Below are 14,052 nucleotides of genomic sequence, written 5' to 3' on the forward strand. Positions count from 1 at the left end.
CGGTTTTCCACCCGCATCCCGCTCTTGAGAGAAGCGGCCATGCATTCGGTGAATATTTGCCGGCCGGTACTGCCTATCCCCTCGAAATGAACCTATAAACGAAATCAAAACAATATGGGGCACAGCAACCGTGGACAGACAGATCAAGACCATGGAGGATTTTTCGGAGTTCGTCGGCCTGTCGCGCCCGACGGTCTCCAAATACTTCAATGATCCGGGCTCGGTCCGCAAGAAAACCCGCGATGCGATCGAGGCGGCGATCAAGCAGTCAGGTTTTCGCCCGAACATCTTCGCCGTCAACCTCAACCGTCGCCGCACCAATATCCTCGGCGTCATCGTGCCGAACTCGACCGACCCGTTCTACATGGCGCTGACGCGCCGGATCGAGCACATCGCCAACCAGGCGGGTTTCCTGGCCTTCGTGCTTTCCTCCGACGGGCGGCCGGAGATGGAGGAACGGGCGATCGAGACCTTCAAGTCGATGAACGTCGCTGGTGCCATCATTGCCCCGCTCGGCGTGCAATCGCACCACAGGACGCTGACGACGCTCGGCGACAGCATTCCGCTGATCTATGTGGACTCGCCGCTCGACGACAGTTCCTCCTTCGTCGGCACCGACAACCGCCAGAGCTTCCGGCTGATGGTCGACTACCTCTGCCGCTCCGGCAGCCCGCCCTGCTACTTCGGCATGCCGCCGGTCAACAACAACGCCATCGCCCGGCGCGACGCCTATCTGGAAGCGATGCAGCAATTGAAGATGGAGCCGGCGCTGGTCGAGACTACGCCGAATGCCGCCTGGGATTTCGAAAAATTCGGCTTCGACGAGACCCTGCGCATCCTCGGCGCCGGCGGTTTTCCAACGCAGACGGTGCTTTGCGCCAACGACCGCGTCGCCTTCGGCGTCATCGCCGCCGCCTTCCAGTCAGGCCTCAAGGTCGGGCGTGATGCCGACGCCGATATCAGGGTTGCCGGCCATGACGACCATCCGCTGTCGCGCTATACCTGCCCGCCGCTGACGACTGTGGCGCAGAACTACAACGAGATCGGCCGGCTGGCGATCGAACTCTTGCTGTTCAAGCTCGGGGAGACCGCCGACGATGGCGGCGCCTTCCCCGAGGACGAGCGCATTCTCTTGAGTGCCGAGATCATGCTGCGCGGCTCGGCCTAACAGACTTCGACCGGCAGTTCTGCCGGATCACGACCTTTCGGAAAAGTCCGCCCAGACAGGCGCCCGACAATCAGGACCGGCGCGCCAGCGCGAGAACCTCGTCGGTCGTCAGGATGTCGCCGAAGGTGTCGTCGATCGTCGCCAGCGACGAACGATGCAGCACCGCATGCGGAACGACGCCGCCATCACCCGTGTCGAGGTCGCGCGTGGCGCAGGCGTCCGAAGCGACGATGACGTTGAAGCCGAGCGGCACGGCATCGCGCGCCGCACCGGCAACACAGGCATGGGTCATCAGCCCTGACATGACGAGCGTATCGACGCCTTCCTGCTTCAGCTGCGCAGCGAGATCCGTACTGGCAAAGACACTGACCGACGATTTGCGCACCACCGAGTGATCGGCGGCCGGCTGAATGTCCCGGTGAAACGCAGCGGTCTCGCTATCCTCGGCGAAGACAGGGCTTCCGGCCGGCGTGACATGCTGGATATGATAGACCTTCATGCCCTCGGCATCGGCGAGCGCAATCAGCCGCTTTGCATTGGCGAGCGCCTTCTCCCCGTCCGGGATCGGCATGCGTCCGGCAAAATATTCGTTCTGGAAATCGATCGCCAAAAGCGCCGTCGTCTTGGGATCGAGGCTTTCGGGTACAGGGGCGCCGGCGATCGCCCGGATGGTCGGGTGTTGTGTCATGGGAGGTTCCTTTCGCGTTCGATATCCGCGAAAATCACCAATCCGACGCCATCACGAAAGTGGCCTGAATGACAATATATGTTAGGTTCCGGCCAAGTTGAGTGAATGAGTATCGGCCGGGACATGCACACCATCGCCATCGTCGCCTTTGAGGGTATCAGCCCGTTTCACCTCTCGGTGCCCTGCATCGTCTTCGGCGACGACCTCCTGAAGCTCGGCGCGCCGCGTTACCGCCTACTGATTGCCGGAGAAAAGACCGGCTCCATCCGCACCATGTCCGGCTTCAGCATCGAGGTGGAGCGCGATCTCGCGAGCCTTGCGGAGGCGGATACGATCATCGTGCCGGCCTGGAACGATCCGGGCACCCGTCCGTCGGAAAGGCTGCTTGAGGCCCTGCGCGCCGCCCACGGCCGTGGCGCCCGGCTCGTCGGCCTCTGTCTCGGCACCTTCGTGCTCGCCGAAGCCGGCCTGCTCGACGGGCGGGCAGCCTCGACGCACTGGGCCTGGGCCGATGAATTCGAGCGTGCCTACCCTCAGGTCGCGCTGAACCGGAACGCGCTCTATCTCGACGAGGGCAACATCCTGACGTCAGCTGGAACGGCGGCGGCGATCGACTGCTGCCTGCACATCGTGCGCAACGACCACGGCGCCGAGATCGCCAACCGCATCGCCCGCCGGCTGGTCGTAGCGCCCCATCGCCACGGCGATCAGGCGCAATATATCGAAGCGCCGCTCCCCGCCCCCGGCAGCGGCGACCCGCTCGGAGCAACAATCGCCTGGGCAATCGAACATCTCGACGAGCCGCTGTCGCTCGAACGGCTCGCCGATCACGCTGGCATGAGCCTGCGCAGCTTCACCCGTCATTTCCGCAAGAAGACCGGAACGACCTTTACCCAATGGCTGCTGGCGCAGCGCCTCGCTGTGGCGCAGCGCCTGCTCGAAACCGGCACCTGTTCCGTCGATCACATCGCCGACATGGCCGGCTTCGGCTCCACCGTCTCGCTCCGCCAGCATTTCACACGGGCGTTCTCGATTTCGCCGGCAAGTTATCGTCGGCAGTTCCGCAACCGATCGGCGTCGGAAACTGTACGCTGAGGGGGCTGCAAGCTTCCGGGTCTGCAGCAAGCCATGGGTCGGGGATGGAGGGCGGTGCCGCCCTCAGCTTCGCTTCGTCCCTGTCAGGACGCTTTCAATTGAGCTCAGATCCGACGCGATGCGCTCGATCAACAGCCGCACCCGACGTGGCTGCACGCTCAGCGGCGGATAGACGATCTGCAGCCCGGTCTCGCCGACCGTAAAGTCCTTGAGCAGTTCGACCAGCGCACCGGAGGCAAGGTCTTCGGCGATGTCCCATACCGATTTCAAGGCGATGCCGTGGCCGGCGCGGCACCACTCCGCCACCAGCCCGCCATCATTGGCGACGCGCCGGCCGCGCACCATGACCTTGTATGGCTTGCCGTCGACCTGAAAGGCCCATTCGCGGTCGAGATTGGCGCCGAAGCGCATGATGATGCAGTCGTGACGGGAGAGATCGTCGGGGTGCTCCGGTCTCCCCATGGCTTCGAGATAGGCCGGCGCCGCGCACACCACGCGCCGGTTCTCCCCGAGCGGACGCGACCGCAGCGTGCTGTCGGCAAGCACGCCGTGGCGGATCGCAAAATCCATGCCCTGGCCGACCAGGTCAAGGTAACCGTCGGTGAGGTTGAGATCCACAGTCACGTCAGGGTGCTCGGCAAGGAACCGGTCGAGGATCGGCACGATGTAGCGCCGCCCCATATCCTCCGGCGCGCTCAGCCGGATCGGCCCCGAAATTGTACGCGTGCCCGAGCGGATGCCGCTCTCCAGTTCGTCGGCCTCCGCCAGCAGCCGGCGGGCACCATCCGCCAGCAGGCGCCCCTCCTCCGTCAGGCTGATCGCCCGCGTCGTCCGTTTCAGAAGTGCCGCGCCGTAATGGGCCTCCAGCGCCGCCAGCCGCTCGGACACGGAGGCGGGCGACAATCCCTTTTCGCGCCCTGCGGCGGAAAGCCCGCCCTTTTCGACGATCAGCAGGAACAGGGCCAGATTGTCGAGCAGCATCTTTCATTTTCTCCGAAATATAATTTCGGATTTAAGCCAATTATCCGGATATGCCGCAAGAGCTAAGTTTCCTCTCGAAAGGAGACGCGCCATGCAACTCGACCATGTCACCATCCGCACGGCCGATATCCACGCAACGCGTGCGTTCTTCGAGACGGTCTTTGATCTGACCGTCGGTGAACGTCCCTCGGCGATCCGACGCATCCCCGGTTGCTGGCTCTACGCCGATGGCCAGCCGATAGTGCACATTATCGGCAGTCACGGTGCGGGCTTCGACATTGCTGCCGAGGCGATCGATCATGTCGGTTTCCGGCTCCAAGGCTACGCGGCGTTTCGCGCGAGACTCGACGGGTTCGCCATTCCCTATTCGACGATGGACCTTCCCGATATCGGCGAGCGCCGACTGTTCCTGCGTGCGCCCGGTGGCCACTTGCTCGAAGCCGTCTTTTCCGAACCCATTCCCGCGTTTCCCCTGGAGTATGACCATGACCTTCACTGATAAAACCGTCTCCGTCGTCATCGGCGGTACCAGCGGCATCGGCGCGGCCGTCGCCAAGGCCCTCGCCGAGCGTCCAGGCCGGGTGGAGATCGCCAGCCGCGCCACAGGCCTCGATATCGCCGATGCCGAGGCGGTCACTGCCTATTTCCAGCGGTTGGGGCCGATCGATCATCTGATCGTGACGGCCGGCTCGTCGGCTCCCGGCGGCAAGATCACCGACATCGACCTCGAAGCAGCCAAGGCAGCCTTCGACGTCAAGTTCTGGGGCTCGATCCTGCTTGCCCGCGAGGCGGCCAAAACCATCCGACCCGGCGGCACGATCACCTTCACCTCGGGCTTTCTCGCCCGCCGAACCGTCCCGGGAACCTTCGTCAAGACGGCGATGAACGCCGCGATCGAAGCATCGGCAAAGTTGCTCGCCAGAGAGTTGGCACCGCTGCGCGTCAACGTCGTCAGCCCCGGTCTGACCAATACGGAAGCCTATGCAGGCATGACCGGCGACGCGCGCGGGGCGATGTTCGATCGCGCCGCCGCAACGCTGCCGGCCGGCCGCTACGCCGAGCCGCAGGACATCGCCCTCGGCTACCTTTTCGCGATCGACAATCCCTCCGTCACCGGATCCGTCATCGATATCGAAGGCGGCGCGCTCATCAACTGACTTAGGACGCCGGAGGACTTCCCTCGCAGGCAGGACGCCGCCTATTCTTGGCCCGTCATCGTCGCTACCGCTACGGGCCGAGAGCGTTACGTAACTGCAGACCGTTTACCCGCCACAAGGAGCAAACCATGAAAGCTGTCGCCCTCACCCGCTATCTCCCGGTTTCCGACCCGCAGTGCTTCCTCGATGTCGAACTCCCGAAGCCGGAGCCCAAGGGGCATGACATTCTGGTTGCCGTCCACGCCGTCGCCGTCAATCCGGTGGACGTGAAGATGCGCGCGCCCAAGGACAAGATCGAGGCAACGCCGCGCGTGCTTGGCTGGGATGCGAGCGGAATCGTCGAAGCGGTCGGCCCGGATGTGACGCTGTTTCAGCCCGGCGACCACGTCTACTACGCCGGCGACCTGACGCGATCGGGCTCCAACCAGCAATACCAACTTGTCGACGAGCGCATCGTCGGACGCAAGCCGAAGTCGCTGAGCTTCGCGGAAGCCGCAGCGCTGCCACTGACGACCATCACCGCCTACGAAGCCTTCTTCGATCGGCTCCGCATCGACCGGGACGGTGCCGATCGCGGCCAATCGATCCTGATCGTCGGCGGCGCCGGTGGCGTCGGCTCGATCGGCATTCAGCTGGCCAAGCGCGCCGGACTTACCGTGATCGCCACCGCCTCGCGGCCGGAAACCATCGCCTGGGTCAAGGAGCTCGGCGCCGACCACGTCGTCAGCCATCGCGAGCCGCTGGTCGCGCAGGTTCGGGCGCTCGGCTTCACCCATGTCGACCATATCGCGATCTTCAACGACATGCGCCATTGGGACGCTGCGGTCGAGCTCATCCGGCCGCAAGGCGGCATCGTCTCGATCGACAACACCGACGTGCCGATGCCAATGGCCGGCATGAAGACCAAGGCGGCAAGTCTGCATTGGGAGTTCATGTTTGCCCGCCCGATGCATCAGACACCGGATATGATCGAGCAGCACCGGCTCCTGTCCTTCGTCGCCGACGAGATCGACGCCGGGCGGCTGAAGACGACGCTTGCCGAGGTGTTGACGCCGATCAACGCCGCGAACCTGCGCGAGGCGCATCGCCGCATCGAAACGGGTGCTGCCAAGGGCAAGATCGTCATCGAAGGTTTCGGGGACTGACGGCCCCAGGTTTAACTGAAATCGCTGGCCGCGACATAGATTGCGGCGAGCGCCTCGAAACCGGCCTGGTCCTCGGCATCAAAACGGCCGGGGGTCGGACTGTCGAGATCCAGCACTCCGAAATCTTTTCCGTCCTTGATCAGCGGCACGACCAGTTCCGAGCGGGATGCCGCATCGCAGGCGATGTGCCCCGGAAACGCATGAACGTCTGGAACCAGCATCGTCTGCCGTTGCGCGGCGGCAGCGCCGCAAACGCCTTTGCCAACTGGTATCCGCACGCAGGCGACCTTGCCCTGAAACGGCCCAAGCACCAGTTCGTCGTTCGGCCGCAGGAAGTAGAAGCCGGCCCAGTTCAGATCCGGCACGAGATCAAATACAAGGGCGGAGAGATTGGCCGCATTGGCGATGAAGTCGCGCTCGTCGTGCAAAAGCCCGCCGAGCTGGCTTGCCAGTTCGCGGTAGAATTCGGACTTGTCGCCCGTTTCGATTGTCTTTGCGGCAAACATCTCTCACCTTCCAAATCTCGGCATCATGCGGGCGCGTCTCGCGAGGCAACCCGCCATCGGGCATAAGCGACCGCCATGTACACACAGCAATACCACGAACGTTCGCCCTGATGAAATTGCGATCACTCCGCAGAATCGATATATCTATTTGAATATATCGATTCTGCGGACCGTCTTTTCAGGCCAATCCCACACTTTGAAAACACCCAAAATGCACGCTTTGCCGGTTGATGACGGCGAGCCTGCGTGCAACGACGTCGCAAATGCAAGGAGTACGACCGTGTCCTACGAACTCATCGTTTCCCAGGGGCGGATCGCCGACAGAACGACGGGCGCAATACCAGGGGCCGCGCTCACGGCGGAAGCGCTGAGCAAGCGCCTCGGACTGAAACCGACCGCCGTCGGCAGGCCGTCGCCGGCGAGGCAAGACGATTGGTCGGCGAGCCTGCCTGAGGCGAGGGAGACATTGGCCGGCCTACAACAGGCGCTGGAAGAAACAATGCGGCGCGGCAACAGGCCGCTTGTCGTTGCCAATACCTGTTCCGCAAGTCTGGCGACGTTGCCGGTCGTTGCCCGGGAACATGCCGATGCGGTCTTGCTCTGGATCGACGCGCATGGCGACTTCAACACGCCGCAAACCACCGAAAGCGGTTATCTCGGCGGCATGGTGCTCGCCGCCGCATGCGGTCTTTGGGACAGCGGACACGGCAGCGGACTGAACCCCGCTCAGGTCGTCATCATCGGCGCGCGCGACATCGATCCTGCGGAGGCGGATCTGCTGCGGCGGGCAGGCGTCCACACCCTTTCGCCTGCCGAAGCGACGCCGGAAGCCCTTCTGCCGCTGATCGGCGATGCGCCGGTCTGGATCCACGTGGACTGGGACGTGCTCGAGCCGAACCATGTACCGGCCGCCTATGCCATCGGCGACGGCCTGCTCCCGCAGAGCTTGCGCGCCATTTTCGAAAGCATCCCGAGACAGCAGATCGCCGGTATCGAGCTTGCCGAATTCGAGGCATCGCCGGACGATTTGAAGAGTGCATCCGCGATCGAATGCCTGCTCGATATCGTGGAGCCGCTGTTGGATGTGCGCTGATCGGCAGTGACAGGCGTGAGCGGCGCGCGCCCTCAGCCATCCGCCTCGGGATCGGCCTTCACCCTTGTAATGATCTCGCCGAGCACCAGATGCAGCGCGTCGCGGTAGCCATTACGGGCTGACGGTCCGCTCTCGGCTGAGGTCATCACCACAGTCAGATCGAGGCTCGGCACGATGTAGAGCATCTGGCCGCCATAGCCCCAGGCGAAGTGCACTTCTTCGCCGGCGATCTGGCGCTCGAACCAGCCATAGCCATACTCATCGCCGGAGAAGCGCGAATTGGTGCGATGCTGCCAGGACGCTGCGATCCATTCCGCCGATAGCAGCTGCTGGCCCGAAGCGGTACGACCGCCATTGCGGTAGAGCTCGCCGAAGGCAAGCAGGGAGCGAGGGCTCATCGCCATCTGGTTGCCGCCGAGATAGATGCCTTGCGGGTCGCGATCCCAGGCCCCGATGCGGAAACGGTCGAGCGGCCTCAGCCAGTCGCGCGCCAAGGCGAGGGTCGACTTGCCGCTGACCTTCGTCAGGATCGCCGAAAGCAGATGGGTCGAGGCGGTGGAATAGAGCATCTGCCCGCCCGGATCATCATCGAAGGGCTGGGCAAGTGCTGTGCGCACCCAGTTTCGGCTGGCGACCCATCGCCCGTAGTTCGGCCCCGACAGCCGACCGAGCCCGGCCTGCATCGACAGGAGATTGCCGATGGTGATGTCATTGATGCGCGGGTCTGGCGAAGCTGGCAGGTCGGCCTTGAGGATCGGCGCGATCTTCTGGTCCGGCCCTTCGAGCAACCCCTTGTCGATGGCAATGCCGACCAGCGCCGAGATGATCGATTTCGATGCGGATTTGATGTTGGTCGAGTCCGTCACGCGGTTGCCGCGATAGCCGCGCTCGGTGAGGATCTTGCCGTCGCGGGCAACGATCACGGTCTTCAGCGGCTCGAGTTCCGGCCGCTTAGCCAGTTCTTCCAGCAAGGCCGAAACCGGCGCCGGCGCCTGGGCAGCGGCCGGCAAGACGAAAAGCGTCGAGAGGACGAGTGCGGGTGCGGCGAGCCGCAGGAAAAGAGCAGCGACAAATCTGGTCATGGGTCAGCATCTAAGACGGCCCGGCGCCGCCGTCATCCATTGCACGGCCATCTCACGGCGATTTGACAGGTGGGTGACCGCGGTGCGCCGGCGCTGACTTCAGTCCGCCGGGCGCCTTGCGAAGGCTTCAACGAAGCGCGCAAGGCTTTGCTCGACGAAATCAGTGATCGGCACCCGCGGATCGAAACTCCACCACAGCAGCGATCCCTGCCATTGCGACGCCATCAAAAGCCCCAGCCCGGGGGCTGCTGCAGGAAGACCGGCGAGGCATTCGTCGAGTACGGCCGAGAGCACATCTCGCCACCTGGCGCCACGGACCCGCAACACGGGATCGCGCAGATCTTCCCGGAGTACCCGGAGGTCGTCGGCATAGCTGTCGATGCCGCCATAGTCGCCCGAGAGGCCAACGAGCAGCGCGACGGCACCCTCGGGCGTTCGCGGCACCGCTGCCATCAGTTCCGCCGTCTGGCGGTCGAGGCCGTCCCATGCCTGGATGAGTGCCCGCTGGATCAATTGCGTCTTGTTTTCGAAGCGCTGCACCAGGGTGGCACCGGAAAGGCCGGTGGCAGCGGCGAGTGCCGCAAAGGTCAATCCATCAGGACCATGCGATCGCATCAGCGCGAACGCTGCCGACAGCACCTCTTCGTCTGGCATCGTTTTTGGGCGTGGCATCTTGACTCTCATTTATAACCGAACAATCATTTATATATCATCACATCGACGGAACGGCCAGACAGCAATTGGCCTTGAAGGAGAAAAATCATGACGCTCGAAGGAAAAGTCGCACTGGTTGCCGGCGCGACGCGCGGCGGTGGGCGCGGCATCGCGACCGAACTTGGCGCCGCCGGCGCCACCGTCTACGTGACCGGTCGTACGACGCGGCAACAGCAGTCCGACTACAGGCGTCCCGAAACGATCGAGGAAACCGCCGAGATCGTCACCAGCCTCGGCGGCAAGGGCGTTGCCGTTCAGGTCGATCACCTGCAGCCGGCGCAGGTCAAGGCGCTTGTCGACCGCATCCGCAACGAACAGGGACGGCTCGACATCCTGGTCAACGACGTCTGGGGCGGCGAATTGCTGTTCGAATGGAACAAGCCCGTCTGGGAACACAATCTCGAAAATGGCTTGAAGTTGCTGCACCTTGGCGTCGACACCCACCTGATTACCGCCCACTACGCCCTGCCGCTGATGATCGAAAGGCCGGGCGGCCTGCTGGTCGAGGTCACCGACGGCACTGCCGAATACAATGCAGAGAACTATCGCTTGTCGCCCTTCTACGACCTTGCCAAGGTTTCAGCGAACCGCATGGCCTGGGCGCACGCCAAGGACCTGGCGCCGCATGGTGCGACCTCGGTTTCGATCACACCTGGCTGGATGCGCTCGGAGATGATGCTCGAACATTTCGAGGTCGGCGAAAACAACTGGCAGGACGCGACGAAAAACCAACCGCATTTCGTCATCTCGGAAACACCGCGCTTCGTCGGCCGCGCCATCGCAGCACTCGCGGCGGATGCGGAAAAGGCCCGCTGGAACAGCCAGTCGCTGTCGAGCGGTGGACTGGCTCAGGTCTACGGCTTCACCGATCTCGACGGCTCCCGGCCCGATTGCTGGCGCTACATGCGCGAGGTGATGGAGGCAAACAAGCCGGCCGATGCAACCGGTTATCGCTAGGGCGCACAGCCGGCAAGCCGTCACCGGCAAACTTGAAACGCCGAGCCGCCTCCTATAGTTCGGTGTTTCGGGCAAACCCAGCGCCGTCGCCTCCCCCGGGACACGGCAGCGCTATCGAGTGTGATTGAACATGGCATCGCGGGATCGGTATTCGAGAAAGCTGGAATGCGCCAAGTGCGGAGCCGCCGGCTTTGCCGAAGCGTCGGAAAACGACAGCGCCAAGGGCGGCAACCGCGGCTTCATCATCGACGTGATGCCCAAGGGTTTCTCGACCGAGCGCACCTCGCCCGATCCTGCCAAGCACATGGTCCGCTGCCGCTGCGGCAACGTCTTTGCCTTCAAGCAGAAGACCGTCTACGCACCCGGCAGCGAACCACGGGACTGAAGCGTCCGCGCGATCCGGACGCCTTCGTTGAGAAAAAATTCACCATCTTGTCTCAACATCGACCCAATCAGCGGGCAGCTATGACGGCGCGCGTTCAAGTATTGTTGATCGCCAGCGCCCAGGACAAAGGCTTGCCGCCAGGGCTGCCACCGCTTAATCGCTGAACTTGAAGCCGACCCGCCCTGCGTCGAACGCGAGCCGTCGGCAACCGCGCCGAGCGCAAGACGCTTGGCGGCGGCAGCATAGCCAGGAGCCCGCATGCGGCGCGAGACGATACAGAGCACCTCTCCCGAAACGCCCTATGCTGGCAAATTCTTCACGCAAGTCCGTCGGATGCGGCATGCGTTGGTGATCGGCGCGATGGCGATTGCGCTTTCCGGCTGCATGGCGCTCGATGCCGACGACGTGCGCGAACCGCCGCCGATCCCGGCCAAGCTGATCGCTGCCATGGCGAAGAACGGCAGCAAGCCGGAAAGCCCGGTGCTGGTGCGCATCTTCAAGCAGGAAAGCGAACTCGAGATCTGGAAACAGAACAGCCGAGGCCAATACGCACTGCTGAAGAGCTACCCGATGTGTCGCTGGTCCGGAAAGCTCGGCCCGAAGACGAAGGTGGGTGACCGCCAGGCGCCGGAAGGCTTCTACCATGTCTCCGCCGGCATGCTGAATCCGAAGTCGCAGTACTTCCTGTCCTTCAATCTCGGCTATCCGAACCGGTTGGAATCGGCCCTCGGCTACACCGGTGAAGCGCTGATGGTGCACGGCGCCTGCTCGTCGTCCGGCTGCTACGCCCTGACCGACCAGGGCGTCGGCGAAATCTATTCCGTCGTCCAGCGGGCGCTTGCCGGTGGCCAGGGTACCTTCCAAGTGCAGGCCTATCCCTTCCGCATGACGGCCGAAAACATGGCCAAGCACCGCGGCGACCCGAACTTCGACTTCTGGAAGAACATCAAGCAGGGCTACGACATCTTCGAGGCGACGAAGCGTCAGCCGAAGGTTTCCGCCTGCGGTCGCCGCTATGTCTTCAACACCGAATTCGCCGATGGCGAGCCGTCCGATCCGCTCGCCGCCTGCCCGGCGGCGACGGCAACACCCGACGCCGGGCTTGTTGCGAAGCTGCAGTCGGAAGACACAAAACTCGCCAATCTGATGGCAAACCAGACGCCGGTGCCGCTCAACGCCTATGTCGACGGCGGCATGCATCCGAGCTTCCGGGCGCTTCTTGAGAAAAACGGCGCAGAAAAGCTGGCCGCCAAGATCTCGGGAACTAAGTATCCTATTAGCCGACCCGAAGCGGCGCTGGCGGATCCTTACGCCGGCCTCTGATCGTTCGTCGGCTGGCGACGCAAAATTGACCTAATAGGTCGGTTGCATCGCCAGGAGCGAACAAGAGGACGATCGAGGGTTCCATGCCTGAAAGAGAGATCCGCCGCCGCACCTTCCTGCAACTCTCCGCGGGGCTCGCGGCCGTCGGTCTACCCGGCTGCGCCTCGACACGCCCAACGGTGACGCGCTCCTATGCGCCCGAACCGGTCCCCGAGGCGAACACGTTCCTTGCCGAGATGTATGGCGAGAAGCCGAACGAAACCTATCCGCTGCCGGCCATCCCCTACGAAAAGATCGATCCGCGCTTCTATCGCCAGATGGTCGCCGACCCGACCGGCGAAAAGCCGGGAACGCTGGTCGTCGATGTCGGCAGCCATTTTCTCTACCGGGTTTATGAAGGCGGCCAGGCGATGCGATACGGCGTCGGTCTCGGGCGCGCCGGTTTCGCCTGGGCAGGCCGCGGCGTCATCCAGTACAAGCGCGAGTGGCCGCGCTGGAAGCCGCCGAACGAGATGGTGGCGCGCCAGCCCGAGCTGCAGCAATTCAGCATCGAGGCGGGCGGCATGGATCCGGGCCTCAAGAACCCGCTCGGCGCCCGCGCCATGTACATTTTCCAGAATGGCGAGGACACGCTCTATCGCATCCACGGCTCGCCGGAATGGTGGACAATCGGAAAATCGGTGTCGTCCGGTTGCGTGCGCATGATCAACCAGGATGTCGTCGATCTCTACAACCGCGTGCCGAACGGCACGCCGATCGTCGTCGCCGACCTTTCGGGCGGCGGCATGGTGGAGTCGCAGCCGGTGCCGGGAGCACAGCCACTTCCGGACTCGCAGCCGTTGCCGCAGTCACCAAACTATATGCAAATGGGCCCGGACGGACTGCCGCTGCCTCAGCCGCTCTGAAGCAATCCGTCCCGGCAACGCTAGAAGATCACGCCGAAGCGCGGCACGTCACAGAACGAGCAGCGGCGTCTTGCCCCGAACGCGATCATAGAGATCGATCGCGTCCTGCTGCAGCATGCGCACGCAGCCAGCCGATGCGTTCTTGCCGATCGAGCGCCACTGCGGCGAGCCGTGGATGCGGTAGAGCGTGTCCTGACCGTCCTGGAAGATGTACATGGCGCGCGCGCCGAGCGGATTGTCGAGACCCGGATCCATGCCGCCGGCATCGATGCCGTATTTCTTGAGGTGCGGCTGGCGCGCGACCATGTCGTCCGGCACCGTCCAGCGTGGCCACTTGCGCTTCCAATGCACCACGGCGCGTCCCTTCCAGGCGCGACCCGCCGCACCGAGACCCACGCCGTAGCGGATCGCGCGGCCGCCCGGCAGCACGTAGTAGAGGAACATCGTCTGGGTATCGACGACGATCGAATAGGGCGGCTCGTTGGTGGCATAGGCCACTTCCTGGCGCAGGAACTGCGGCTTGATCTCCGTGTACTGGATGCCCGGAACGTCGTAGCCTTCATCCTTCACCGGCGCGTAGACCTTTGCATAATCGAAGGTCTTCGTCGGCACGCCCGCTGCATCGGCCGCCTTTTCCGGAGAGCCGCCGTCGCCCGTGATCGGCTCGATCAGCTTCGGCTTCGGTTCTGGTTTGGGGATCTGCGTACAAGCGCTCAAAACAGAGCTGGCGATCACCGCGAGCAGCGAGCGGCGGGACAAATTCATCGACACTTTATTCTATTCCAGGGTTGGAGATTTCGGTTGGGAGGTCCGAGGGGAGGCCCAAGGCTGTTGGGCCGAACCGTGACCGAAA

At 63.5% G+C, this 14,052-nt stretch carries 16 protein-coding genes; 10 read left to right on the plus strand and 6 right to left on the minus strand.

Annotated elements, in window-relative coordinates:
* Window positions 1–151: 151 nt before the first annotated feature.
* Entirely contained in the window at window positions 152–1,168 is a 1,017-nt protein-coding gene (locus AB4Z53_RS11910) for a LacI family DNA-binding transcriptional regulator (RefSeq protein WP_162768793.1), read from the plus strand.
* A 70-nt stretch (window positions 1,169–1,238) separates the two neighbouring features.
* Here AB4Z53_RS11910 and AB4Z53_RS11915 read toward each other — a convergent pair whose 3' ends face one another.
* Complete coding sequence (locus tag AB4Z53_RS11915) at window positions 1,239–1,856, minus strand: isochorismatase family protein (protein WP_441595994.1); 618 nt, start codon at window positions 1,854–1,856, stop codon at window positions 1,239–1,241.
* 105 nt (window positions 1,857–1,961) lie between these two features.
* On the opposite strand from AB4Z53_RS11915, the gene AB4Z53_RS11920 reads away from it, so the two are divergent.
* Entirely contained in the window at window positions 1,962–2,951 is a 990-nt protein-coding gene (locus AB4Z53_RS11920; RefSeq protein ID WP_441595996.1) for a GlxA family transcriptional regulator, read from the plus strand.
* Window positions 2,952–3,014: 63 nt separating this feature from the next.
* Here the strand turns inward: AB4Z53_RS11920 and AB4Z53_RS11925 are convergent, their stop codons facing one another.
* The gene (locus tag AB4Z53_RS11925) at window positions 3,015–3,932 is read right to left on the minus strand and encodes a LysR substrate-binding domain-containing protein (protein ID WP_441595997.1); all 918 of its coding nucleotides are present in this window, start codon (window positions 3,930–3,932) and stop codon (window positions 3,015–3,017) included.
* Between the two features lie 91 nt (window positions 3,933–4,023).
* Here AB4Z53_RS11925 and AB4Z53_RS11930 point away from each other — a divergent pair, with 91 nt between their 5' ends.
* The 3 genes from AB4Z53_RS11930 to AB4Z53_RS11940 all read left to right on the plus strand — a co-directional run bounded on the left by AB4Z53_RS11930 (window position 4,024) and on the right by AB4Z53_RS11940 (window position 6,234).
* Window positions 4,024–4,431: a glyoxalase gene (locus tag AB4Z53_RS11930; RefSeq protein WP_441595999.1), complete on the plus strand. Its 408-nt coding sequence runs from the start codon at window positions 4,024–4,026 to the stop codon at window positions 4,429–4,431.
* A complete protein-coding gene (locus tag AB4Z53_RS11935; RefSeq protein ID WP_441596000.1) occupies window positions 4,418–5,089 on the plus strand; it encodes an SDR family oxidoreductase in 672 nt (223 codons plus the stop codon). Before AB4Z53_RS11930 ends, AB4Z53_RS11935 begins: the two co-directional genes overlap by 14 nt.
* 128 nt (window positions 5,090–5,217) lie before the next feature.
* On the plus strand, window positions 5,218–6,234 hold the full coding sequence (locus AB4Z53_RS11940; RefSeq protein ID WP_441596002.1) for a zinc-binding alcohol dehydrogenase family protein: 1,017 nt from the start codon (window positions 5,218–5,220) through the stop codon (window positions 6,232–6,234).
* Between the two features lie 11 nt (window positions 6,235–6,245).
* On the opposite strand, the gene AB4Z53_RS11945 is transcribed toward AB4Z53_RS11940, so the two are convergent.
* The gene (locus AB4Z53_RS11945; RefSeq protein ID WP_113538353.1) at window positions 6,246–6,740 is read right to left on the minus strand and encodes a GAF domain-containing protein; all 495 of its coding nucleotides are present in this window, start codon (window positions 6,738–6,740) and stop codon (window positions 6,246–6,248) included.
* 280 nt (window positions 6,741–7,020) lie between these two features.
* On the opposite strand from AB4Z53_RS11945, the gene AB4Z53_RS11950 reads away from it, so the two are divergent.
* Complete coding sequence (locus tag AB4Z53_RS11950; RefSeq protein WP_441596004.1) at window positions 7,021–7,833, plus strand: arginase family protein; 813 nt, start codon at window positions 7,021–7,023, stop codon at window positions 7,831–7,833.
* Between the two features lie 32 nt (window positions 7,834–7,865).
* Here the strand turns inward: AB4Z53_RS11950 and AB4Z53_RS11955 are convergent, their stop codons facing one another.
* Entirely contained in the window at window positions 7,866–8,915 is a 1,050-nt protein-coding gene (locus tag AB4Z53_RS11955; RefSeq protein ID WP_441596006.1) for a serine hydrolase domain-containing protein, read from the minus strand.
* Window positions 8,916–9,014: 99 nt separating this feature from the next.
* The gene (locus AB4Z53_RS11960) at window positions 9,015–9,587 is read right to left on the minus strand and encodes a TetR family transcriptional regulator (protein WP_441596008.1); all 573 of its coding nucleotides are present in this window, start codon (window positions 9,585–9,587) and stop codon (window positions 9,015–9,017) included.
* 90 nt (window positions 9,588–9,677) lie between these two features.
* On the opposite strand from AB4Z53_RS11960, the gene AB4Z53_RS11965 reads away from it, so the two are divergent.
* From AB4Z53_RS11965 to AB4Z53_RS11980, 4 genes are all read left to right on the plus strand, one after another.
* Window positions 9,678–10,586, plus strand: coding sequence for an SDR family oxidoreductase (locus tag AB4Z53_RS11965; RefSeq protein WP_113538349.1), 909 nt, complete (start codon window positions 9,678–9,680; stop codon window positions 10,584–10,586).
* 130 nt (window positions 10,587–10,716) lie between these two features.
* Window positions 10,717–10,971, plus strand: a complete 255-nt coding sequence (locus AB4Z53_RS11970; protein WP_113538348.1) for a hypothetical protein — start codon at window positions 10,717–10,719, stop codon at window positions 10,969–10,971.
* A gap of 333 nt (window positions 10,972–11,304) precedes the next feature.
* The gene (locus AB4Z53_RS11975) at window positions 11,305–12,294 is read left to right on the plus strand and encodes a hypothetical protein (protein WP_441596117.1); all 990 of its coding nucleotides are present in this window, start codon (window positions 11,305–11,307) and stop codon (window positions 12,292–12,294) included.
* 83 nt (window positions 12,295–12,377) lie between these two features.
* Complete coding sequence (locus AB4Z53_RS11980; RefSeq protein ID WP_291157598.1) at window positions 12,378–13,199, plus strand: L,D-transpeptidase; 822 nt, start codon at window positions 12,378–12,380, stop codon at window positions 13,197–13,199.
* Between the two features lie 48 nt (window positions 13,200–13,247).
* Here AB4Z53_RS11980 and AB4Z53_RS11985 read toward each other — a convergent pair whose 3' ends face one another.
* Window positions 13,248–13,964 carry a L,D-transpeptidase gene (locus tag AB4Z53_RS11985; protein WP_113538347.1) on the minus strand — a complete coding sequence of 239 codons (717 nt, stop codon included), beginning with the start codon at window positions 13,962–13,964 and terminating at the stop codon, window positions 13,248–13,250.
* Between the last annotated feature and the right edge of the window lie 88 nt (window positions 13,965–14,052).

Origin of the sequence: Ensifer sp. 2TAB8, assembly GCF_052115125.1 — a bacterium.
Taxonomy (GTDB): domain Bacteria; phylum Pseudomonadota; class Alphaproteobacteria; order Rhizobiales; family Rhizobiaceae; genus Ensifer.